At 51.4% G+C, this 23,290-nt stretch carries 19 protein-coding genes; 13 read left to right on the forward strand and 6 right to left on the reverse strand.

Features of this window, described 5'->3' with window-relative positions; genetic code table 11:
• The first annotated feature begins 5 nt into the window (after window positions 1-5).
• Genes DFR42_RS20740 through DFR42_RS20765 form a run of 6 tightly spaced genes read left to right on the forward strand, consistent with a single transcriptional unit; the run spans window position 6 to window position 7,539 of the window.
• On the forward strand, window positions 6-1,217 hold the full coding sequence (locus DFR42_RS20740; protein WP_170133613.1) for a hypothetical protein: 1,212 nt from the start codon (window positions 6-8) through the stop codon (window positions 1,215-1,217).
• On the forward strand, window positions 1,217-2,236 hold the full coding sequence (locus tag DFR42_RS20745; protein ID WP_110256956.1) for a 1-aminocyclopropane-1-carboxylate deaminase/D-cysteine desulfhydrase: 1,020 nt from the start codon (window positions 1,217-1,219) through the stop codon (window positions 2,234-2,236). The genes DFR42_RS20740 and DFR42_RS20745 overlap by 1 nt, the downstream gene beginning before the upstream one ends.
• The gene (locus tag DFR42_RS20750; RefSeq protein WP_110256957.1) at window positions 2,233-3,174 is read left to right on the forward strand and encodes an MsnO8 family LLM class oxidoreductase; all 942 of its coding nucleotides are present in this window, start codon (window positions 2,233-2,235) and stop codon (window positions 3,172-3,174) included. The genes DFR42_RS20745 and DFR42_RS20750 overlap by 4 nt, the downstream gene beginning before the upstream one ends.
• The gene (locus DFR42_RS20755; protein WP_110256958.1) at window positions 3,171-4,937 is read left to right on the forward strand and encodes a fatty acyl-AMP ligase; all 1,767 of its coding nucleotides are present in this window, start codon (window positions 3,171-3,173) and stop codon (window positions 4,935-4,937) included. Before DFR42_RS20750 ends, DFR42_RS20755 begins: the two co-directional genes overlap by 4 nt.
• Before the next feature lie 21 nt (window positions 4,938-4,958).
• On the forward strand, window positions 4,959-5,228 hold the full coding sequence (locus DFR42_RS20760; RefSeq protein ID WP_110256959.1) for an acyl carrier protein: 270 nt from the start codon (window positions 4,959-4,961) through the stop codon (window positions 5,226-5,228).
• A gap of 55 nt (window positions 5,229-5,283) precedes the next feature.
• Complete coding sequence (locus tag DFR42_RS20765; RefSeq protein WP_110256960.1) at window positions 5,284-7,539, forward strand: ABC transporter transmembrane domain-containing protein; 2,256 nt, start codon at window positions 5,284-5,286, stop codon at window positions 7,537-7,539.
• 69 nt (window positions 7,540-7,608) lie between these two features.
• Here the strand turns inward: DFR42_RS20765 and DFR42_RS20770 are convergent, their stop codons facing one another.
• A complete protein-coding gene (locus tag DFR42_RS20770; RefSeq protein ID WP_110256961.1) occupies window positions 7,609-7,920 on the reverse strand; it encodes an STAS domain-containing protein in 312 nt (103 codons plus the stop codon).
• 270 nt (window positions 7,921-8,190) lie between these two features.
• Between DFR42_RS20770 and DFR42_RS20775 the strand changes: the two genes are divergently transcribed.
• Window positions 8,191-8,424: a hypothetical protein gene (locus tag DFR42_RS20775; RefSeq protein ID WP_110256962.1), complete on the forward strand. Its 234-nt coding sequence runs from the start codon at window positions 8,191-8,193 to the stop codon at window positions 8,422-8,424.
• Between the two features lie 181 nt (window positions 8,425-8,605).
• Here DFR42_RS20775 and DFR42_RS20780 read toward each other — a convergent pair whose 3' ends face one another.
• A complete protein-coding gene (locus tag DFR42_RS20780; RefSeq protein ID WP_110256963.1) occupies window positions 8,606-9,418 on the reverse strand; it encodes a 4'-phosphopantetheinyl transferase family protein in 813 nt (270 codons plus the stop codon).
• 50 nt (window positions 9,419-9,468) lie between these two features.
• On the opposite strand from DFR42_RS20780, the gene DFR42_RS20785 reads away from it, so the two are divergent.
• The 4 genes from DFR42_RS20785 to DFR42_RS20805 all read left to right on the forward strand — a co-directional run bounded on the left by DFR42_RS20785 (window position 9,469) and on the right by DFR42_RS20805 (window position 14,442).
• Window positions 9,469-10,134, forward strand: coding sequence for a thioesterase II family protein (locus DFR42_RS20785; RefSeq protein WP_170133614.1), 666 nt, complete (start codon window positions 9,469-9,471; stop codon window positions 10,132-10,134).
• A gap of 461 nt (window positions 10,135-10,595) precedes the next feature.
• Entirely contained in the window at window positions 10,596-11,603 is a 1,008-nt protein-coding gene (locus DFR42_RS20795; protein ID WP_110256966.1) for a ferritin-like domain-containing protein, read from the forward strand.
• 16 nt (window positions 11,604-11,619) lie between these two features.
• Complete coding sequence (locus DFR42_RS20800) at window positions 11,620-13,473, forward strand: hypothetical protein (protein ID WP_110256967.1); 1,854 nt, start codon at window positions 11,620-11,622, stop codon at window positions 13,471-13,473.
• Between the two features lie 135 nt (window positions 13,474-13,608).
• Window positions 13,609-14,442, forward strand: a complete 834-nt coding sequence (locus tag DFR42_RS20805; protein WP_110256968.1) for a hypothetical protein — start codon at window positions 13,609-13,611, stop codon at window positions 14,440-14,442.
• An 81-nt stretch (window positions 14,443-14,523) separates the two neighbouring features.
• Here the strand turns inward: DFR42_RS20805 and DFR42_RS20810 are convergent, their stop codons facing one another.
• Window positions 14,524-16,989: a TonB-dependent receptor gene (locus DFR42_RS20810; protein WP_110256969.1), complete on the reverse strand. Its 2,466-nt coding sequence runs from the start codon at window positions 16,987-16,989 to the stop codon at window positions 14,524-14,526.
• 598 nt (window positions 16,990-17,587) lie between these two features.
• Here DFR42_RS20810 and DFR42_RS20815 point away from each other — a divergent pair.
• Together DFR42_RS20815 and DFR42_RS20820 are read left to right on the forward strand one after the other, a co-directional pair.
• A complete protein-coding gene (locus DFR42_RS20815) occupies window positions 17,588-18,598 on the forward strand; it encodes a LacI family DNA-binding transcriptional regulator (RefSeq protein WP_245937033.1) in 1,011 nt (336 codons plus the stop codon).
• Between the two features lie 219 nt (window positions 18,599-18,817).
• Window positions 18,818-19,975 carry a PepSY-associated TM helix domain-containing protein gene (locus tag DFR42_RS20820; protein WP_110256971.1) on the forward strand — a complete coding sequence of 386 codons (1,158 nt, stop codon included), beginning with the start codon at window positions 18,818-18,820 and terminating at the stop codon, window positions 19,973-19,975.
• Between the two features lie 225 nt (window positions 19,976-20,200).
• Here the strand turns inward: DFR42_RS20820 and DFR42_RS20825 are convergent, their stop codons facing one another.
• The 3 genes from DFR42_RS20825 to DFR42_RS29930 all read right to left on the reverse strand — a co-directional run bounded on the left by DFR42_RS20825 (window position 20,201) and on the right by DFR42_RS29930 (window position 22,996).
• Window positions 20,201-22,264 (reverse strand): TonB-dependent receptor, encoded by a 2,064-nt coding sequence (locus DFR42_RS20825; RefSeq protein WP_245937034.1) that lies wholly within the window; start codon window positions 22,262-22,264, stop codon window positions 20,201-20,203.
• 90 nt (window positions 22,265-22,354) lie between these two features.
• On the reverse strand, window positions 22,355-22,765 hold the full coding sequence (locus tag DFR42_RS20830; protein ID WP_110256972.1) for a hypothetical protein: 411 nt from the start codon (window positions 22,763-22,765) through the stop codon (window positions 22,355-22,357).
• A gap of 102 nt (window positions 22,766-22,867) precedes the next feature.
• Entirely contained in the window at window positions 22,868-22,996 is a 129-nt protein-coding gene (locus DFR42_RS29930; protein WP_281275189.1) for a hypothetical protein, read from the reverse strand.
• Window positions 22,997-23,290 lie beyond the last annotated feature (294 nt).

Below are 23,290 nucleotides of genomic sequence, written 5' to 3' on the forward strand. Positions count from 1 at the left end.
ACGTGATGACGGAGCAAGCAAGCATTACTGCCCACAAAGTAGAACGGGTTTTGTGGGATGTGACGACAGAAGCAACTGATCTGCATGCAGCCCTGTCAGCCATTTTGCCCGACCTTGATACGCGGCTGGCAGCTTTGCGCCAGGAGATGCCCTGTGCGCATGGCATCAATCCTTTTCAGTCGGGCGAGTACCAGCGACCTTATCGCCACTTGCGGGCTTTTTACCAGGATACCGGCGCAGGTGTGTTGGCGCACAAGGGGACGGAAGTATATGCGCATGACCGTGACCGGCATCTGGCGGTATTGGCGCAATTCCGCATTGATTATCCCGTGCGCGGTAAGTCGCTATTTTCTGCGGCTGAGCATTTTGCCCTGGTTGAACAAAAAATCCCGCTGGCCATCAGTGCTTTTGAAGCAGTGGAAGATGCGAAAGCTGCCTGCATGTTGCAGCAAACGCATTTAAAACGTTTTGGAAATCTTGCCTGCATACCTACACCCTTGCTGGTAATACAGTGGCCCACGTCCGCACGCGACAGTCATCTCACTGCCATGCGTAGCCTGCTGTCAGAACGTGCGATGCGCATAGTCGAAACCTCATCCGCAGATGGCCTGGCGGCGATCATCTATCACTACCCCAGTCTGCCTTTGCGGGTTGCCCACTTGCCTGTGGAATTGAAAAAACTCGGCACCACACCCTGGCTGCAAAGACTGGCCAGCCTGACTGCGGCTTATGGCCTGACACCAGAACAGGTGGTCGATCGCTGGATAGACCTGGTTGCCCGCATGCTGGCACTGGGTTTCTTGCCTGGCCGCACAGAACATATAGGCATAGGCCATTGCCTGGAAATGCAAAACGCCGTCATTGATGGTGGCTTTGTCGATCTGGGTTCTATTATCCCCATGTCTGAAGTCAGGAGCGATGCCGCTTTCATGGAAATGCTCATGGCTGCCTTTGCTGACCTCAGTAAAACCGTGCGCCACTTCATGCTGGGGCCGGTGGCTGATGTAGAAGCGGAATACCGCAATCCTTCTCTACTGATGCTGGCTTGCCTGCAAAGAGTCGTGCCTGCGCTCTTGCAAAGACTGCGCAGCTATCCTGACCTGGAACCACGCCTGCAAGCCTATCTGGATCGCAGCGAGATTAGTTGTTTCAGCGCACTGGCGGAAGAGTTTCAATATTTGAGCCCGGCCATGCTCAACCCGGCGGAGCATGCGTGATGACAGCGCGACTGCTTACCGCCATGGTGCCCGGCCTGGATGCGATGTATAAACCCGTAGACCTGGTAGAGAGGCCGACCCCCATCAGCCATGAAACCAGCCTGGCAGCACGCTGGAATCTGCAAGAACTATGGATAAAACGCGATGATCTCAGCTCACCCATCTATGGCGGCAGCAAGGTCCGGAACCTCGAATATTTCTTTGGCGATGCGATAGCCAAAGGCGCGACCAGTGTCGCAACCATGGGGCCACTGGGCAGTCATCAGGTATTGGCGACAGCCACCTTTGCACGTATCCATGGCCTGCATGCGCGCGCCTTGCTGACACCGCAACCAAATGTGCATGAGGCCGGCTTGAACAAGCGCCTGCTGCCAGCACTGGGTATGGAATTGCTGCGCTGTGAACGCTTCCTTGATGTGCCCATGGCTTTCCTGCGCATACGTTATCGTCGCCATCAGGGGCAACGCCCTTACTGGATACCGCCAGGCTCGCATCATCCCATAGGCGTGCTGGGCGTTATCGAAGGTGCTCTGGAAATTGCGGCCGCCATCAAAAGTGGTGAGCTACCGATGATAGATGACATCGTCGTCCCCACCGGAACTTGCGCCACCGCATCTGGTGTCTGGCTGGGCCTGGCGATGGCAGGTTTGCCGATACGTGTGGTGGCGGTGCGCATGGTGCCCATGATGATTACAGGACCGGGCAAGATGAAAAAGCTGGCGATGAAAACCCTGGCCCTGTTGCGCCAGGCTGGTTATACCAAAGAGCCACAGTTTGGCGAAATACTCTGGGTCGATGACTTTGCCGCGCCAGGTTATGGGCAAAGCAATGCCGATGCCGACGAAGCAGCGAAAGAAGTGGCAGAAGCCAGTAACTTCCGCACTGAGACTACCTATATTTCCAAGACCCTGGCGATGTTCCGCAAGTCCACCCTGCAAGGGCGGCGCGTGTTGTTCTGGAACACCTATAGCGCGGTCGATCCTGATCCATCTACAATCACTGCAAAGGCGGCAGCATGAGTAGCTTGAGCTTATCCTTGCTAGACCTGGGCATCATCGCCCCCGGCCAGAATGGTGCAGATGTGCTGGCGCAAACCTTCAGGATGGCGAAGCTGGCCGACCAGCTAGGTTATGAGCGCCTGTGGCTGGCCGAACACCACGAATCTCATTTCTCCTGGGCTGCACCAGAAATGATGCTGGCTGCGCTGGCACAAGCCACGCAGCGTATAGGGCTGGGCTCTGCTGCAGTATTACTGCCGCTATATAGCCCGCTGGCCGTGGCTGAAAATTATCGTGGCTTATCTGCCTTGTCAGGCGGACGTGTCGTGCTAGGCGTTTGCGGTGGCGTACCTGCTGATCCTGTCGCCCTGGCAGCATTGGCAGGTTCTGATGAGCCTCCTGCTGTCATTACCAAACAGTTTGCCAGCAAACTGGCAGATCTGAAACGCTATCTCGATGGTGATTTCCCTGAAGGGCATCGCTTTGCCCATGCCGCTACCCCATGCTTTGCTGAAAGGCCACCATTGTGGATCATGGGTTCAGGCTTTGGCACGGCAGAACTGGCAGCAAAGTCGGCAGCCAGCTATGCCTACTCCTTATTTCACCGCGCCAGTACGCAGGATGCTGCCATCACTGCTGCCTATCAACGCCAGTATGATGAATATCAGGGCAGTACAGACAAGGCGAAAATCGCCATCGCCCTGAGCTGCGTCTGTGCTGACACCGAAGAGATTGCACAGTCTCAAAAGCAGCAGCTAGAAAGCTGGATAGGCAGCACCATGCGCGTCAATATCTGTGGCACACCGGCATCCTGCCGCGACCAGCTACTCGCGATACAGGAGCGCTACGAGACAGACAATATCATCATCTATCACATGTGGCATCTCGAAGAACCCAAGCGTGCAGCCATAGTCGCACTGGCTGAATTATTTCAACTGGAAGCTGATTTGAAGCCATGACACTGAGCCTGCTAGAAAAAATCCGTGCTGACCTCGATAGTGATGCGCATGCAGCAGCCATGTCCTGGGTGCCTGAGCGTTCGCAAGATTTGGCCGAGCATCTGAGTCGTCAGGAATTGTATGCTGCCAGTGAAGACATCGCCCGCGGCCTCTTGCAACTGAGCTGGCCTGATGACAGGCCGCGCATGATGATACTGGCATTTTCACCAGGGCTGGATTTCATACTGGCTTTCCTTGCTTGTCAGATTGCAGGCGTCATCGCCATCCCCATCGCCATGCCCAGACGCGGACGCGAGGCGCATATACTCGAAGCCATCATCAGCAATTGCGGTACGACGATGTTGTTGAGCAGCGAAAGCGAAGTGTTGCGATTGCAGGATGTGTTTGCCTCCAGCCCGGCTCTGGAAGGCATACATATACTCAGCACCATACAGTTGAAAGTATTGGGCGAGGGCAGGGGCATGGCAGGACGCAAGGCCCAGGACTATGCCTTCATCCAATATACTTCGGGCTCCAGCAGCTTACCCAAAGGTGTATTGGTCAGCCATGCAAACCTTGCCGCCAACCTGACGCTGATACAAAAAGATTTTAAAGTTGACCCTGAGTTTGTCATGGTCAACTGGCTGCCGCATTATCATGACATGGGCCTGATAGGTGGTTTACTGACGCCGCTATACGGTGGCATACCCGGTGTCAGCATGGCACCGTCAGCCTTTATCAAACGCCCGGTGCGCTGGTTGCAATTGATATCGGCACAAGATTCAAACCACAAAGTCATGTCTGGTGGCCCCAATTTTGCCTATCAGTTATGCACTGATCGGGTGACAGATGCAGATATCGCAGGCCTGGGCTTGCATGCCTGGAAGACTGCTTACAATGGTGCTGAACCCATACGCGCCATCACCCTGCAAAAATTCGAGCAACGTTTTGCCCAGGCAGGCTATTCCAATACCAATATGCTGACCTGCTATGGTCTGGCTGAAACCACACTGTTTGCCACCGGCAACCATGATCCGGTCATACGTCCTGTTTCAGTACTGGGTCTGGAGCAGGGCAATCTAGGCGCGCCGCTGAACGAAGAAGACAGCCGTCAACTGGTCGCCAGCGGTCATGCCGACCCTGAACGCATAGCCATTGCCGACCCGCTCAGCAAACTCAGGCTGGCCGATGGCAAGATAGGTGAAATCTGGATCACCGGCCCCAGCGTGCCTGAGACTTACTTCAATAATCCTGAGCAAAGCCAGCTGACTTTTCATGCGCAACTTGCTGACCAGCCTCTGTCGCGTTATCTGGTGACGGGTGATATCGGTGCCATTGTCGATGGGCAACTGTATGTGACCGGGCGCAGCAAAGAGTTAATGATTGTGAATGGCCGCAATATATATCCTCATGATGTGGAAGCATTGATACAGAATGCAGTCACTGGGATTGAGGATGTCGCTGTTTTTTCTTATGATGATGCGAGCGCAAAAAATGAAAGCATTATCGTCATCTGTGAGTTGGCACGCACCGCACGTAGCTGGTTTGCAGACGCGGCTGAGCAGACGCTGAGTGCAGAACTCGAAAAACTCGCCAGCCAGATCAGGCTGTCGGTAGCACCGGCAGAAATTGCGATTACGCATCTGCGTTTTGTAGGCCCCATGGGTATCAGCAAGACTACCAGTGGCAAGACCAGCTATGGCCAGAATCGCAGGGCATTTTCTGAATTGCCTGAAAGCATCAGATCACGCACAGCATCAGCAGAATTCCGCAGCAAGGATTAAGCCTTTTATTCAGGAATAACAATGACAGAAAAACTGGCAGCAAAATCATGGAATGCAGAACAGCTGGAAGACTGGCTCATCAGGCGGGTAGCTCAGTTGATGGGACAGGCCGAAAATGACATAGACCCCGACATGCCCTTCAACAGCCTGGGCCTGGATTCAGTCAATGTTATGGACCTGATTGTTGAACTTGATGATTTGCTCGGTATAGAAATTGAATCAACCATCGTCTGGGATTATCCGACGATACATCTATTAAGTGCATACATAGCGACATTGATAGCGCATTGACAAAAACTTCAAGGCAGCACGCCAGTCGGCATGGGTATATTAAACCGGAGCAAGCATGAGCGATCAAACGGCAGCACCCAAAAAAGAAAACAGCAAATCCGCAGACGGCGAGCATAAAACCAGTTTCTGGGGCTTCATCGGCCAGGCACTGGGACTTGCCTTTACTTACCGCCTGCTGGCCAGCCTGGTGGCGCTGGCCTTGCTGGTGCAGATAGGCTTTAATCTGCTCATGCCCTTAAGCTACCGCTATATCTTCGATAAGGCCATTGTCAACAAGGATATGCCTCTGCTGGCAATGCTGCTGGGTATACTGGCTGTGGGTTTTCTGCTCAATGCTGGTGCTGGCCTGATGCAGGACTTTGGTACGGCCACAATAGGTTCCCGCATTTCCAAGAGTTTGCAGGAAAGGATGTTCGCCAACCTTCAAAAGCAATCCACCGATTTTTTCAGCAAGACACCGCAAGGCGACATCGTTGCCTGCTTTGGCCCTGATGTGATGGCGATAGAAACTGCCCTGGTGCGCGGCTTGCCCAGCTTTTGCATGCGCCTGGTCACTATCGTCACCAGCCTGGTTCTGTTATTCGTCATCGAATGGCGGCTGGCCATGGTGGCGCTGGTACTCATGCCCATGATCGCCTTTGCCCCCAAGCCATTTGGCCCGCGTGCGCGCAAGTTTGGCCGCTCGCGTGACGATCTGCAATCCGGCAATGCTGGCCTGGTGCAAGAGAATTTGCTGAATCATTTGACCATACGCACCTTTAATCTCAGCAAATACCGTGAGCAACAATTCGGTGACAGGTTGACGCGTTTGCAGGAAGATGATTTCAGGGCGAATTTTTTCACGTCCATGATAGGCCGCTCTACCAACGTGGCTGCCGGTTTCTTGCAGATAGGTGTGCTGGGTGTCGGTGCCATCCTGGCTGTCATGGGTTTTCTGACCACCGGTTTGCTGATAGCCTTCATAGGCTTGTTGCTCAATATCGGTGGTGCAACCGATAACCTGACCCAGGCCATTCCGCTGCTGGTACAGGGCATGAACAGTTATTCGCGCATACAAAAACTGCTGGGCGCGCAGCCAGCATTGCCCGATAGCCCCACAGCCACAGCACTGCCAGCGATACAGGAAAACCTGAAACTGCAAGGTGTGGAATTTGCCTATCAGGCTGATCATCCCATCCTGCGTGGCGTTGATATAGAAATCCCGGCGGGCAAGACGGTTGCCATCGTCGGTGGCTCAGGTTCAGGCAAATCGACAGTATTGTCTTTGCTGATGCGATTGTACGATCCCAATAAGGGCAAGATCCTGCTCGACAATGTGGATTTGCGCGATGGCACCGAGGCATCTCTGCGTGCTCAGACCAGTGTAGTCTTGCAAAACACTGCCTTGTTCGATACCAGCATCGCAGAAAACATACGCATGGGCAGGCTGGATGCAACAGATGAAGAAATTGTCGCCGCCGCCAAGGATGCTGGCATCCATGATTTGATAGAGACTTTCCCCAATGGCTACCAAAGCGTAGTCGGCAGCCAGGGCGGCAGCCTGTCTGGCGGGCAGCGCCAGCGTATCGCCATAGCCCGTGCGCTATTGCGCAATCCACGCATACTTTTCCTGGATGAAGCTACTTCAGCACTTGATGCTCATACTGAAGCCGAGATAGGCGCGACGCTGGATGCCATCTCTGCTGACTGGACCGTAGTATCTGTCACGCACCGCTTTACCCATATCACCAATTACGACCTCATCATCGTCATGGAAAAAGGTCTGGTGATGGAGTCGGGTACGCATGAAGAACTGCTGGCCAAAGATGGCCGCTATGCCATGCTGTGGCGCAAGCAAAGCGGCTTCACGATTACCGACGATGGCAAGGCCAGTGTTTCTGTCGAACGCCTGCGCGGCATCCCTTTCCTGTCTGAATGCTCGGATGAAGTCTTGCAAAAACTCTCGAAGTCGCTGGTGTCAGAATCTTTTGCTGCTGGCAAGCCTGTGTTTGAAGAGGGTGAGCCAGGCAGCAAATTCTACATCGTCGCCCGTGGCAAGCTGGAAAATTATGTGAAGCTGGAAGGCGATAAAGAAACACCGCTGGGTATGCTGGATGATGGTGACTATTTCGGTGAGATGGCACTGATACGCCCAGTACCGCGTACCTGGTCTGTACGTGCGGTGGTGGACAGTACCTGCATCAGCCTTGATAGACAGCAATTTATGGAGCTGATGGATGCTGATCCCAAACTCAAGGAAGCAGTGACGACAACCGCCTATGAGCGCGCAGCCGAGTGGACGCAGGCCATCATGGAAGCCGCAGATGCATAATCAGTCTGTGTGCCTGTAAGTAAAAAAGCCCTCGCAAGTGCGAGGGCTTTTGATGACAGTTTGATGAATTCAGAAGCGTGCCAGTGCTGCATCCTTGTTTGCCTGTATGTCCAGTATGGCATTGAAGCCGCTGACCAAAAATACTTCATTGATAGAATCATTCAGGCTGCAGAGTACCAGCTTGCCGCTGGCTGCCTTGGTTTTCTTGGCGGTCAATAAGATGACGCGCAGACCTGCACTGCTGATATAGGCTAGCTCAGAAAAATCGATAAGTATGTGTACTTCGCCAGCATCGATAGCCGCGAGAATTTCTTTCTCAAATGCAGCAGAATTATTGCTGTCGAGACGGCCAGCAGGAGTAAAGGTTTTTATGTTCGGCATAATGTTCCTGACAGGAAAGTTTGTGGGTGCTATGCAGCATATTCTAGACGTAAATTTGCTTCAGGTCGTACTTTTAACAACGCAAAAACGATAATATTTTTTTGAATTTGTTAAGTGCTAGACATCATTTATTCGCAAGTGTAGTATAGCCCTCGCTGCTTAAAATTTGAGCTTGAAGTTTGAGATAAAAATTTGAATTTTTGGTAGCTGAGAGTTTCGTTTCATTCCGATATCATCTTCGTTGAACCACGTAAACTAGGGGTAAGAAAAATGGCACATTTATACGACCAATTAGCATCTGCAATCGCAAAATCGGCACAAGATCCTGCATACCGTACCAAACTGCTGTCTGACCCAAACGGCACTCTGAAATCTGACGGCGTTGACATCGGCGGCGCAAAAATCTCTATGGAATGGACAGAGATTACTAATGTACTGAGCATCCTCGTTGAAAACGGCGGAGCTAATTGGACTGGTTCCATCGTCCTGAGCATCAAGAAGTAAATTTTAAAAGAGGCTGTTGCAAAATTAAGATGGCTAGGCGCCCCCGGCTAGGCGCCCCCGCCGCAGACAGTACTTTAGTACGACAAGGCGGAGCAACAACGCCAGGTTAATTTTGCAGCAGCCTCCAAGAGCACATGGCTCATTTGAGCTATGTGCCTGATGTGGGTATCAGTATCAGTTGTTATCCGCTCGCTCTCCCTGAACAATATTCCCTGAACAAAGACAAGGCATCCATAAAAACAGGTATGCAGTGTGCTGGTTCGTGTCTACTTTGATCTGACTGTTCATACGCTATTCTCCTGCTCGCCAGTGCAAGCACATGTTGCTGGTCATACAGCTTGAGAAAAAAATCCCATGCATGAGCAGGCTGCTTATCCAGACTCTGCAACAAGCTCACTGTCGATACATTATCAACGCTGAACACAAGGCGACGTGCATCGGCTGACAAGCCGTCTCCGGTAGCTTTCAGGTAGGCTTCTTTCAATACCCAGAATTCATAGAATTTCTGCGTCCGGCTTTTTTGGTTCTGTTTCTGTCCCGGCTTATTGATTTCTGCAATTTCCCTGGCGCTGCATACGACACCCATCAACTCATCGAGATTGACATCATGGTGTAATAATTCCACGTCGACACCAATATCAGCGTCGTGCGCCAACGCCACCACGACCAGTTCTCCGGCATGTGAAATGCTGATGGCTGGCAGCTTGATGTCTGCCCTGGCGAGGCCGATAGCTGGCTTGCCAGAGGCCGCCACGACGATGCTGACATCTGCTGGCTGCAAGCCTGTCAATTTTGCTGTTGCAAGCTTTGTCAGGGCACGTCCGCCCAGATATCTGTCCCTGTCATCCTGTTGCAGATAACGGGCGCAGCGTGTATGTTCGGCACTGTTTAGCAGCGTCAATAATTCCTGTCTGTATTCACGCAGATCGCTCAGCCTGGCTGTCCAGATTTGAGGCTGCATGATACAAGCCAGTTTTTTACTTTGTTCGGGCATGCTTGGGTTATAGTCGTTTTAAAATTAATTTGTGTCAAAGGAAAACCATATTGAAGATTATCGCTTATCCATTTGCCGGTGGCAGCACTTATAGTTATGCCAGGCTATCGCGTGAGCATGCGCATGAGTGGCTGACTTTTGATCCCCCTGGGCATGGCAGCAATATGCGCTATCCTCTGATGCACAGCATACCCGGGATGGTAACAGCCTTGCTGGAGCCAACTTTGCGTGCTACTGCCGGCAGCCCTTATGTCTTGTTTGGACATAGCATGGGAGCTTACATTGCACTGTCCATGCTCGACAGGCTGCATGAACTCGGTGCCAGCTTGCCGCAGAGGCTGGTGCTCTCAGGTGCTGCTGCACCACATAGCCGGGTTTTACAGCATCATGCAGAATTGCCCCATAAGGAATTCATGGCTTGGGTCGCAGATATGGGCGGCATATCTGCAGAAGTGCTGGCCGAACCACAATTGATGGAATTGTTTGAACCCATTTTGCGTGCCGACGTGGGCGCGGCAGAAGCCTATGTCGATGGTAGCCTGCGTGAGCACGATGTACCAGTGCGCATCTTGCTGGGCAAGGACGACAGGATAGCCCTGGCCAACTGCCAGGCCTGGCGTGATTGTTTCGTACACGAACCTGAAGTGCATGTTTTCTCAGGTGGCCATTTCTTCCTGTTTGACGAGATCGAAAAAGTGCAGGCCCTGATAGCCTGACTGCCTGATTGTCTCATTGCTGACTTCAGCAGAAATACGCACTCCCAAAGGGAAATCATGTCGTCCTGCAATGAGCGGCATGATAGCTCTGCCTGCATACTTTTCCCATTCAGTATTTATCTTTAAATATAGCTGTATGCAGCTTGTCTTTACTCACTCCTGCAAAGCCAGATAAATGTCTCTTTAATGCAAATTTGGCAAAATAATCCTTTCAAATAAATTAGCATATAGTAAAGTAAAATTGTTAATCATTTCTGAAATCCTTGCCACCTGCAAGTAGATAAAATCTTTCAATAAAACAAATTTTAGTATTGCCTGCAGCGTCCATATGCTGCGCAGGGCAAGCCCGTGGACTGCCATCCGGCATTTCATTTTCATCATAGCTTCTTCAGTCAACAGGAGAAAACTCATATGAACAAGCATATTCCTGTCGCTCTTTGCAGTGTCAGCAAGGAGCAGGCATGATACTTTTAAAACTACCTCCTCTCACCAGCGTGGCCCAGGCGCGGGCCATGCTGGAAACCGCCATGAATGTAGAATTTGGCACCTTGCCGCCGTATTTGTATGCGCAGTTGACGATACTGCCAAATAGCAATCTGCCTGCGATGGCGCGCCTGCAATCCATCACCCATCAGGAAATGATACATCTGTGCCTGGCAGCGAATATCCTCAATGCTCTCGGTGGCAGTCCCAGGCTCAACCCACCTGTTTACCCCGGCCCCTTGCCCGGTGACATAGGGCATGACGGCAAGGTCCTGACCCTGCATATACTTCCCTTCGGCAAGCCAGCCATGCAGCAGGGCATGAATATAGAAATGCCGGTAGAACCCATCGTCTTCCCGCAACTCAAAATGCTGGAAGCGGCCACAGTCAAGGCAGTCACCATAGGCCAGTTTTATGAAGCCCTGGATGCTTACCTGAAAACTTTGCCCGCTACGGCCTGGCAGGCGGGCCGCAACCAGATTGAAGACAAGCAATTCTTCCCCGGCCAGTTATTCGCCGTCAATAATTATGCCGATGCGCACAAGGCCATACAGGTGATCGTCTCAGAAGGTGAGGGAACCCGCGACGACCCGCTGGACTTCAGCAAGGAGCTCTCGCATTACTACCGCTTTGAAGAAATTTTCCGTAACCAGGTCTTGACCAGCAGTGATTCCAAACAAGGGTTTTCCTGGGGCGGGCCTTTGGGTGTGGACTGGGGCAAGGTCTATCCAGCTATCGCAGATCCGCAATTGCATGATTTTTCAAAAGAACCGGCCGCAGCCAGAGAGGCACAGGCTGCCTGCACCATCGCCTATAGCGCCATGGTTGATTCACTCAATCTGGCATTGAATGGCAATGCGGCGCAATTGGGGATAGCAGTGCGCAAGATGTTTGATTTGCGCATGGCTGCCATCCACGCCCTGCAAACGCCGCTGGCAGACAAGCACAAAGTTGCCGGGCCAGCCTTCATCTACAAGAAAATCTGAAACGGGAGAAAACAGCATGAGTATCCTGCAAATACCGCGCATTCATTTCAAGGGACAAATTTCCTGGGACCCCATCGTTACCAATAATTACCCTGAATTTTATAACGAAGATAAATCGCAAACTGTATTGACACCGCCAGAGACGATGAAGCAGTTTCGCCAGAGTGCGATAGAGGCAGTAAAAACAGATGGCAACTGGAATCCGCATGGCACGCACAGGGTCAAGTTCTTTGATGCTTTCGTCTCATCCGTTGATCTGGGTCATGGTCTGGTGACGACAGACAAGCTCTGTGGCGCACCCTGTAACCTGAACGCCATGTTGATTGATCTGGAACCATATGGTGCCTGCACCTCGCAGTTGTTTTTTGATGCCATCAACTTTGGCATTGATGGTGGCTGCCGCATCGTGGCACCGCGCAATGAACGATTTACCGCGCGTTACATCAATTTCTCACGTAACTCTTTTGGTTTTACTGCCGGTGGCGCTTCAGTGAACTGGCAAACCTCTTTCGCCACCGCTGGCCTGAAAATCGACGGCCACAAAAGCGTCGCCCTGGCGGCTTTGCAGCTTGCCTTGCAAGAGCCCGATGCGCAGGGCCTAGTCATCAGTTTCAATGCTTATCGTACGGTTTATTTTGATGATCCTACATTAAGTAACAAGGTCCCTGGTCCTGCTGCCGCACAGTCGAAATTACTATATGACAAACTGATGGCAGGGGGCTTCCAGCCTAATCCTGCGCGCAGCATGATAGTCGGCACTATCGGTGTCTGGCGCAAAGGTGAGCCCATGCATGAACCTGGCGACCGTGCCCTGTTGCCGCCGCAACCTGCGGCAAAGCCATTGTTTGCAACTGCACACGCCCGCTTGAATAAAACCCAGGTCAGCCTGGATTTATCCAATAGCGTCAGCGAAACTGGCGCTGATCTTAAAAAATATGACTGGGGTACGTTGCAACTGTATGCTGTCGACAAGAAAAACAAGAAAGAATATTTGCTGGGCAGTCTCAACTACAATCAATACGATCGTGCTGCCTATGAGGCTGGCTCAGGCATCGTCAGCTTCAATATCAATCACGCCAGCGAGGCTGAGCAGGCGGACTGGGAGTTGCGCACTGCAGACGGCAAAGTATTGCTGGCTGAAGCGCCTTTGCGTCTGATACCGCGCACACCCAATCTGTATCTGGACCAGGGCCCGGCAAGCTCGGTTAAATTCCAGATGTATAAGCATGGCAAACCACTGTTCCAGACCAGCGATGTAACGCTATTCCAGATGTCGGCAGATGGTGGCACGGTAACCGCGACGCAAAACCTGCAGACTGATGGTGAGGGTGGCTTGCGCCTCAAGGCCGATGCCAGCAAAGGCCAGGTATATGCCTATGTGCCCGTTGCCGGAAAAAACATGCCTGCACCCGCAGACGGCCTGAGTACCCAGATCTACACCTATGCCTATATACGTGTGCGTCCTGCCGATGCTGCTATCGCTGCCTTGCCAGCGACCTGGGACAATGTCTACAAACATGTACTCATCAACTGGAATGCCATGGCACCCTGCATGGATAACTGGCTTGATCTCGCCAATCCGGCACAGATACGCAGCTACGCCTCCATCTTGCATCGCCTGACCGATCCTGCGGCGTTTGAAAGTTATTTGTTCATGCCGGTGACCCGGGACCTGACAAAAGGGCAGCGTAGCCTGTTGTACCGCTTCCTGGAAGGGCACGCACCTTTGGCGGCAGAAACTCCAGAGATACTGGAAACGATGCCTGTCATGGCTGCCGTAATGACAGAAAAAAAATCTCTACCACAATCGGAAAGTTTGCCGCACTTTACGCAATTAAGCCGTTCCTTGCGAAATCCTGGCAAGGAGTGAGGTCACATAAGGATATCGACCGTTTTCTACGGTCGATATCCTGAATTGAAAACAGTGGATAAGGTAATGAATGTTATCGATAATCTCACTGTGCGTGCCTGGGTTTTGCCGTAATCTGGAAATCGGAAAATCAAAATGACCTTTGATATTGATCTTAAATTTTGGCTACAGCTTTCGGTCGTTGGGACAGTGATTGCTACTTTAGGTGCGCTATTAGGAATATTCATAAAAGAATATTTTCTTCAACGCTCATTCGAGCAGTGGAAACAAAAAAAAGCCCTTGAGCAGCTTTATCAAAAATTTCGTGACCCCTTGCTTTTGTCTGCTAAAGAATTAGCCTCCAGGGTCAGTGAAGTATTAAAGCATTACCCGACCGTATATCTGAAAGAGAAAGTGTTAACTTCAAGGCCAGAAAAACAATTGGTAAATAGTATTAATGATGCTTACTTTCAACGATATAAATTAATGAGCACTGTCTATCGTTTTGCTGCATTCCTTGCATGGCTTGAACTCTATCGTCAAGAGTTGACTTTCATGCATCCAGAGCGCAATGAAAAAGCAGAAAAATTAGAATCGGTTGTGGAATTATTGCGTGGTGATTTAGCTGATGGGCAACTCAATCAGGCGAAAGATTGGGAAAAATGGAGAGATACATTAATTTTTCGTGAAGAGTTAAGAGCTATTGGTGAGGTACTCATAGTGGTGCATGGTACGTCCAGGACGGTAATGGGGTACGGAACTTACTGCGAGAATATAGAGTCATCAAATCGTAATGCCATAAAAAGGTGGATGCCAGTAATACTTAACTTCTTGATGGAGTTGGAAAACAATGGCAAAGATTTTCGAGAAGTTCGGCTGAAACTTTTTTTTGTGCATTTGATTGAGTTCATCAAACTGCTGGATAACTGTGGAGTTGAACGTCGTCTTTTAGATGCCTACGATAAAATCACTGAAGAAATGAAGCTTTGACCTTAGTCCAAGATGATTTTTCTATATTAAAAACGTGGTCCTGATTACTCGGGACCACGCATAACAATTTTTGGAAAGAAATTAAAAGCGATACAGTACAGACGCCTCAATCGCGCGGCCAAAAATAGGGCGGGCAAAAACTACGCTGCTGCCACTGCCTATGACACGAGAATTTCCTTCAGTCAGACCCAGTTGATTGGTCAGATTGGTGCCAACCAGACGGAATTCCAGATTGTCACCCAGGCCTACCAAAATGCCGGCATCAAGCGTGTAATACTTGGGCAATGATTGCTGGTTTTCTGCATCAGCAAAGCGTGCATCAACATGCGTGTAAGTACCATACAATTTAATGTCGCCATTGTCGAAGGGGATGCGGTAGCTGGGTGACAGACGGAACTGCAATTTAGGCTGGCGCTTCACTTCATTGCCAGTATTGGTACCATAGTTTTCATACTTGGATTTCTGGTAAGCGCCGCTGAGTGAAATCTGGAAATTCTTGACAGGACGTGCTGCCACTTCAAATTCCAGACCAGAACCACTGGAGCCACCTATCGCATTCACATTGCGACCATCTGCCAAAAACTGCTGGAAGGGCAGGCCAGTGAAAGTATTGTGGAAGAAAGTCAGATAAGCGCTGAAGTATTCTGACACGCTCTTCAAACCTATCTCATATTGCTTGACCTTGGTCACAGGTGCATTCACGCCATTGTCGCGTATGGTGTCGAACTGTGGCAGGGCAAAGCCGGAATTAAGGCGTGCAAACAAGCTGAAATTTTCTGACACCTTGTAATTGCCACCGAGTGTATAAGACACTTCATTGTCAGACCGGTCGACTGGGGTATTGCTGCCGCTCAGTACCGAGGCGCTGTTGTTGTACAGTGTTAGCGGATTATTGTCCAGATCCACTGACTTTGGATTTGAGATAACGCCATTCAAGCGACGGTTCTCGGTGCGTACACCTGCATCAACGCGGATACGGTCATTGATCTTCCACTCATCCGCCAGGTAAAACGCCGTGTTCTGTGCCGAGAAATTTTCATTCAAGGTATAAAAGGATGCGCCATCATGGCCATTACCGCTGACTATTACGCCATTATTCAACTGTACATTGATAGGGCGGGCATTTGCTGTTGCTGTCATCAACACGCTATTGCCCAGATACCACATGTCCTTGGATGAGTAGTCAGCGTAATACAGACCAGCGGTAAAGGTATGGTCTTTGACGATCTCTTTGCTGATGCGCAATTCATCAGTGAAAGAACTCAGTTTCTTTTCTACCGACCAGATACCGGCTGACATTACTTGCTGGTCGCCCGCCACCGCAGCGCCACCATTCAGATAAGTTGCCGTACCCGAGACAGCCTGCTTGCCACCTGCCGCAGCTACTACATTGGCCTGGCCATTGGCAGACGAGATGGCGCTATTGATATAACTGGACATACTCACAGGGCTATTGCCGGTGAAGATTGCCAGGGTAGGGGCATCGCCAGAAAAATGATTGAGCTTGTTACTGATATTCCAGCCATTGATGCTTTGCGAAAAATCCACACCAAACAGATTGGCTTGCAAGCCGCGGCCATTTGCCAGGTCTTTATTCAATACCTGGCCAGGGCCGACTTCCAGTGCGACATTGCGTAATTCATTGCTGTACAGCGAACCAGTCAAAGGATCAAAACCAGGAAAAGCAGTTGGCTTGCCACCTGCAGAGCTGGCAGAGATCAGCGGTACCCCAGTATAGAAAGTATTTTTGTCATTGACGGTACGCGCATAAAAAGTCAGCTCGCCCTGGTCCAGCTTTCTGGTGACGCTGGTAGTGATTTGCCCGCCTTGGTCTGCCGGATATTGCCCGTCACGCACGCCTTGTGCTACGCGGTAAAAGCCACCTATGCTGCCATACCAGCCATCGGCAATCTTGCCGCTATAATAGCCATCAATACGGCGCAGATTGCCCGTGCCCACGGTAGCACGCAAACTACCTTCTGCCACATCGCGCCCTTTCTTGAGCAGGAAGTTCATGGTTGCACCAGGCTGGCCATTCGAGAAGATAGGGCTGGGGCCACCGCGCAAGACTTCTACCCGTTCTATGGTGTCATCAATGCGGAACAAGGATGAACCTTCGAGGAAAGACAGGGTAGGTGGCGGGAACAAAGGCGAGCCATTCATTTGTATGGTCACAAACGGCGCATCACCATCGATTGGGAAACCACGCACACCGATATTGGCACCAGCATTGCCGCCACTGGATTCGGCATAAATGCCGGGCACTATTTTCAACAGATCGGCGGTGCTGCTCGGGGCAGCCTGTTTCAGTTGTTCTTCATTCGCGGTAGTGATGGAATAAGACGCATCAATCTTGCGCTGGCCGCCGTTGCGGGCATTACCGGTCACGACGACTTGCTGGACTTCATCTGCCTTGCCTGGCGCAGCGGTAGCAGTAGTGGCGGCATTGGTATCTGGATTGCTGGCGACCTGGGCTTGCGCCTGGCTCAATAATGTCATCATGGCGATAGTAATCGCCGACAAGCGGAAAGGCTTGTTGCAGTTCATGTTGTGCTCCTGAATATTATTAAAGTTTGTCGTCCCTAACATCCGTTCAAGGCCAATGCACAGAATTTTCATCATACGCATTGTTGCCTCTTGCCACTTCCTAAATGAGTCCGGCCTGGTTTTTTATGCGGCCTGTTTCCCTGGTACTCAAGTGACGAGATGTAAAAACAAGCTCATTGAAACAATTAATGTTATCGATGTCAATTGAAATGTTATCGATGTCATTTATTCGACACAAATTATTTGTATGTTAAAAAATGCATGTTTTCTTTGTGGAAATGGATGTGATGCGGGCTTGCACAGGTACATGTTTGCATGAGTCTGGCAAAATATTGAGCGGATTTCTCCCCGATATTTGAAGGTATTCGCAGGCGTCGGCTTCGGCATGGCATGCACTTTGCATGGCGTAGTGTCCTGGCGTGGTGCCTCGGATATATCGCACGCAAACAAGCTCTGTCATAATGCGCGGGAAATAAAGCGAAATCAGTTTCAAGGACTTTGTGGTAATTGACAGAGCAGCCTCGCCAGTCTCTGAAATTGCAGGATATAAAAACCAGCCAATAAGTAAGCGATAAGCAACCGACAACAAGGCCTTTGCATGACAGCAAAAAAGCGTAGTACACCCAGCCCTGAATCCGGGGTAACGATGGAACACCTGGCAGCCATTGCCGGGGTATCCACCATTACGGTGTCGCGTGCCTTGCGCAATAGCCCGCTGGTGACGGTGGATACCCGTGAAAAAATCCGCAAGATTGCAGAAGAGCAGGGCTACCGCTTCAACGTCAGCGCCCGCAATTTGCGCCTTGGCCGCAGCCACTCCGTCGCCGTGGTGGTAGAAATGACGCCTGCCAATGACAGGCCCATGTCTGATCCTTATCCGCTGGAATTATTGGGTGGCATCACTCAGGAGCTGACGACGGCAGGTTATAGCGTGGTGCTGACTTCCATGCAGCTCATCGATACGCCACCTGTGCAAGGGGCTGACGGCATGATCTTGCTGGGACAAGGCTCACATGGGGAGGCCGTGCACCGCTTGCAACGTTCCGGCCTGCCGCTGGTGATCTGGGGAGCACCGGACGCCAATCAACCAGGCATCGTCGTTGGCAGCGATAACCGCAAGGGCGGTGCCAGCGTGGCTGAGCGCTTTATTCAGCAAGGGCGGCGCAAGCTCTTGTTCATCGGCGACATTGACCATGCCGAAGTGCAGGAACGTTGTGCCGGTTTCATGGAGGCGCTGGGTGAGCAGCAACACGCCGTCACCATTCTGCGTCCCAAAGCGTTTACTTTTGAAGCCGGGTTTGACTGCATGTCTGCCTACCTGGATAAAAAAGATAAAAGCTTCGATGCCGTCTTCGCCGCCAGTGACTTGCTGGCCATGGGCGCGATACGGGCAATCACTGAAAACAATCTGGCTGTACCCGGCCAGGTATCAGTCATCGGTTATGACGACACCCCAGGTGCCGCCAGCTTCATCCCGGCACTGACCAGCGTGCACCAATACCTGCGCGACGGTGGCATCCTGCTCGCCAAGAAAATCCTTGGTCTCATCAACGAAGAGCCGGTCGAGTCCGAGGTCTTGCAGACCATGCTGGTGGTCAGGCAGACTTGAATGTGATGGCGTTTAGCAACCTCATAGCTGTTAGCCCGTCACTGTCATTGATCTGAGTGGCTGTTTTAGATAAGATATTGGCCGCACTCCACTACAGCCAGCATTTTCCTGTTTCCCCAAGAATAGCCAGCCATTTTTTCTCAGTCTGGATATTCACGATGTTTATCTGCAATTCCCAGTTTCACACTATTTCAAATCGTCGCTATTTCAGGACTGCTTATGTTGCCTAAGTCAGTGCGCATGGTATTGCTGCGTTTGCATTTGTGGCTGGCACTCACGTTTGGCAGTGTATTCGTGTTATTGGGTCTCACGGGCAGCATCATCTGCTGGATGCATGAGCTTGATCATGCACTCAATCCTGGGCTGTTCAGTACTGGACGGCAAACTTACACTGCGGAACCCATCAGGCCAGAAATGGTACAGGCAGCGCTGGATAGCCTGACGGCCGATCCTGCTTATGGCCGTCCCAGGCAATTGATGCTGCCTGCCACTACGGCAGATGTCATTACTGTCTGGTATCCCGCCAGAGCAGCTACGGGCAAGTCTGCGTTTAGCCAGGACTGGTCACGCCAGGTCATGCTTGATCCAGTCACGCTGGAAGTGAAAGGTGAACGCAACTGGGGGCAATACGGCATCTCAGCAAGCTTGCTGATACCAAGCCTGTATCACTTGCACCGCTATGTTTTACTGGGTGAGACTGGCAAGATAGTGATCGCAGTCAGCGGCATCATGCTCGTGCTGATGTCGCTTATTGGCCTGTTTTTATGGCTGCCCAAACCCAACTGGAAAGCCTTGCGACAGGCACTGACAGTCAATCTGGCGGCAACTCCGGCTGCCATCAATTTTCGCCTGCACCGCATGCTGGGATTTTTTGCCTTGCCTGTGCTCTTGCTACTGGGATTTTCTGGTGCCTACTTCAATCAGCCACAATGGATATTGCCCGTCATAGGCAAAGTATTGCCGGTGACACAGGCACGCAAGCCGGGGGATGCACATTTGCTTCCCGGTCAGCACATCACTGCTGTACAAGCCATGCTGATCGCACAGGGCGTTTTCCCGCATGCCAGAATCTCGCGCCTGGGTTTGCCATCGGCTTCTGCTGCCGCGTATGAAATCCGTTTGCGCCAGCCCCAGGAAATGCATAGCGGCGACGGTGCCAGCAGGGTTAGTGTAGATGCTGGTAGCGGCCACATCATCAGGGTAGTCGATCCGCTACAGGGGCAGGCTGGTGACCGCTTTCTGGCATCGCTGTTCCCGCTGCATAGCGGCATCGCCTTTGGCATGCCGGGCCGGATATTCATTTCATGCTTTGGCCTGGTTCCGCTGGTGTTGATGCTGACGGGCTGGCGCATGTGGCGCAAGCGCAAGAACAAATAAAAAAACCGGATGCGCGATGCATCCGGCTGGCCTTGCTATGGAACTGTGTTCAAGCCTCTCTTGCCTAGTGAACTGTAACAGTTAAAATCGGAGTGCCTGCCATGTGCGCGACGATCATGGCTGCGTTGCAAATACTCGCGATAGCCCCGCTATCGCTGTGTTTTGCGCCTTGCCCTGATGCGCCGGGCACATGTCCTTCACTCTCGATTTCACTGCTACAGTCCACTAGAAGCGTGTATTCAACACCAGATAGGCATTGAAAGGTGCGCCAGGTTGTATCTGCACATTATTGTTGGCTGACTCCATATAGCGGGTATTGCCGAGGTTATTGAGCTTCAGGGTAATGTCATAACGGGCCTGCATATAGGTCAGTGCCAGATCGACGCGAGCGTAACCTGGCAGGCGTACTGTATTGTCAGTCAGGGCATACTGCTCGCTATGGGCAATGATGCCTGCACCAGCGCTCCAGTTTTTGCTGAAACTTTGTTTTAACCACAGGCTGGCATTGTGGGATGGTGTCATTTCTGCGCGGTTGCCTATGCGTATATCGTTGGATGCGACGATTTTTGCATCGTTATAGGTGTAGCTGGCATTGACCTGGGTAGCGCTGAAAAGTTGTCCCTGCAGTTCAAGCTCCAGCCCCTGGTTGCGCTGGCGGCCAATTTGCAACTGGCGCAAACCTGTCAGGTCAGTTGGATCAGCAGTCAATTGATTGCTTTGCTCCACCCTGAACAAGGCGATGCTGGTATACAGACGTTTATCCAGCCACTCTTGCTTCAAGCCGATTTCCTGCAAGTCCGTTTTCAGAGGCTTGACCTGGTTTAAAGGATTGCTGCCTGTGTACAGCAAATCACCACCTGCAGGTTGATGTGAGCGACTGATCGTGAAATAGGCAGATTGTTGCGGCGTAATTTTATATACCAGTCCCATGCGCGGCGAGAACAGATTATCGGTACGTTCACTGACGGCATTCTTGAGCAAGCGGTTAGTTTGCTTTTGTTTGAACTGGTCAAAACGGCCACCGAGCAGTATGTCCCATTCATTCGTCAAGGCAATCTGATCCTGCAGGTACAGGGCCGTGGTATCGGCATTGAAGCGGCTGTCTATGGCCACAGGCAAAGCCCTGAAGTCAGGTGCTGTCAGCAATTGCTGGGGGCGGTATAAATCCACAGGGTAAGCCGTGCCAGTTTGCCTGACCAGTGAATCGCGCTTTTGCTGGGATAATTCCAGACCAGCCAGCAACAGGTGGTTACCGATGGCGTAAGTCAGTTCAGTCTGGTTGACCAGGTTCTTTTGCTGTATCGGGAAATAGGTAATCTGGCGTGACACAGTATTGTCGGCATTTACACGCCGGTTGCGCGTGTTCACGCCATCAAGATTAGTCTGACTGTATTGCAGGTTATTGACAAGGCTAAGTTGCTGATTGAACTTGTGTTCCAGCCGGGCTTTAAACAGATCACTATTGGTTTTTGTGAAGTCAAATTTTTCACCATAAAAAGTGCTGGCATCAACTGCTACGGCGCGTCCATTCAGTGATGGTATGCCACGGTCAGGTGTGTGGTCTTCGCGCTGTATTTCAGTCTGCAGCAGCAATCTGGTTTGTGGGCTGATATTCCATGACAGCGATGGTGCCAGCAGCGTGCGCTTATGATCAACAATATTCCTGTAACTGTCACCCGCATCATAGGCTGCAATCAGGCGCGCATTGAGCTCATTGCTCAGGGCACCACCTGCATCGACACTGACTCTGCGCTGGTTGTTCGAACCCAGGGCCAGTGAGATTTCATTGTCCTGTCTGGCCTGCGGTTTTTTGGTAATGCGGTTGATCAGGCCACCGGCTGCGCCACGGCCATACAAGGCGGCTGTCGCACCCTTGATGACTTCGAGTGTGTCGGTGGTGGCAAGATCGCGGAAATACAGGCTGTCGTCACGCATGCCATCGAGCAGGGTTTCCCTTGGGGAGTAAAAGCCACGTATATAAAATTCATCACGGCGGCCTTCGCCTTGCCCGGCGATAATGCCGGGCGTATAGGCCAGTGCGTCCTTGCTGCTGTTGGCGGCACGGTCGCGCAAGTCTTCATTGTTGACGACAGATATCGATTGTGGGGCTTCCAGCAAGCTGCCATTGGTTTTACTGGCACCGCTTACCCGGGTAGCTGCTGGCCTGGACTGGGCCTTGACTTCAATTAATGGCAAATCATTTTGTGTCGTGCTTTGCGCCATCACTGCATGGCTATAGGCCTGACTGAGCAAGGCTGGGAGTATCAGTGAAAAAGATTTTACGTACATAATTAGTGCATCATTTTGGAGTTAAAAAAACGGATACAGAGCGGCGGCCACGTCACGAATCGCCAAGGCGTTTGTAAAAACTGGAAGTAGTCAACACCGGGCAGGCCATGGATATGAGCAGGCCTGTATGGTTGCGGTATGAGTTAATTCATTGATGAAACGCAGGCCATTCTGGGTTGCGTGTGACCTCAGTAAATTAGCTGTGACGACAGCAATATCATCAGTGCCCAAACCACTGCAGACTTCACATATAGGGCCGTGCAAACGGCTGCGCCCAAAGCTGTTTGCCGGATGTGCAGCTCTCCGGTATTCAATCGCCTGGCCTTGCTCATTGATACCCCGTGAACACAAATCAGCCTTGCCATCAGCCTGTCGCCACAGATGTCCATCAAGGGCTCCTGCAAACCAGAACGCGTCGATGAACTGACACAGAGTGCGTTCAGCCGCTGCTGCATAAAATGACTTATTACCAGTCGCCGGAATTTGATTACTGCTGTCCATATTGTTTTTCAAAAAAATGAGGGTGAGCAAATCCCTTGCTATTGACCGGGCAATCACAGCTTGCTGCACGATGTGAAATGAAAAGCGCTTATGGGGCGACGCTTAGCCGCGGCTGTCGTAGTGCTGCGCCATGAGAATATTTTTCAGGGCAGAAGCGACGACGGATGAATGCGGTAATGGATACGAATGTGAAATGACGATGGACATGATTTTCCTGCGGGTATAACGCATGGTTTTTTCACTTGCCCACGTAGGGATGCTGGCGTACGTGTATAGCTGGGGGGCTGGCGCTTCAGAGGGGGTGAAATTGCAAAAGTGAAATTATTATAAATGAGAATGGTTATCATTTGTGGATTATTTAATTAATTACCTGGAAAACTTAGGGGCAATTTGCTGGGAGCGGTCCAGGTTTTGCCCATCGCAGCAGAGGACAGATGCTTTAAACGGTCCTATTTTGGCTCCATGCCGTGCAGGCCTCCAGATGGCGATCTCCAGGGCCATTTTTAAATACTGCTTAAACCCTGG

Origin of the sequence: Undibacterium pigrum (assembly GCF_003201815.1) — a bacterium.
GTDB classification, from domain to species: Bacteria; Pseudomonadota; Gammaproteobacteria; order Burkholderiales; family Burkholderiaceae_D; genus Undibacterium; species Undibacterium pigrum.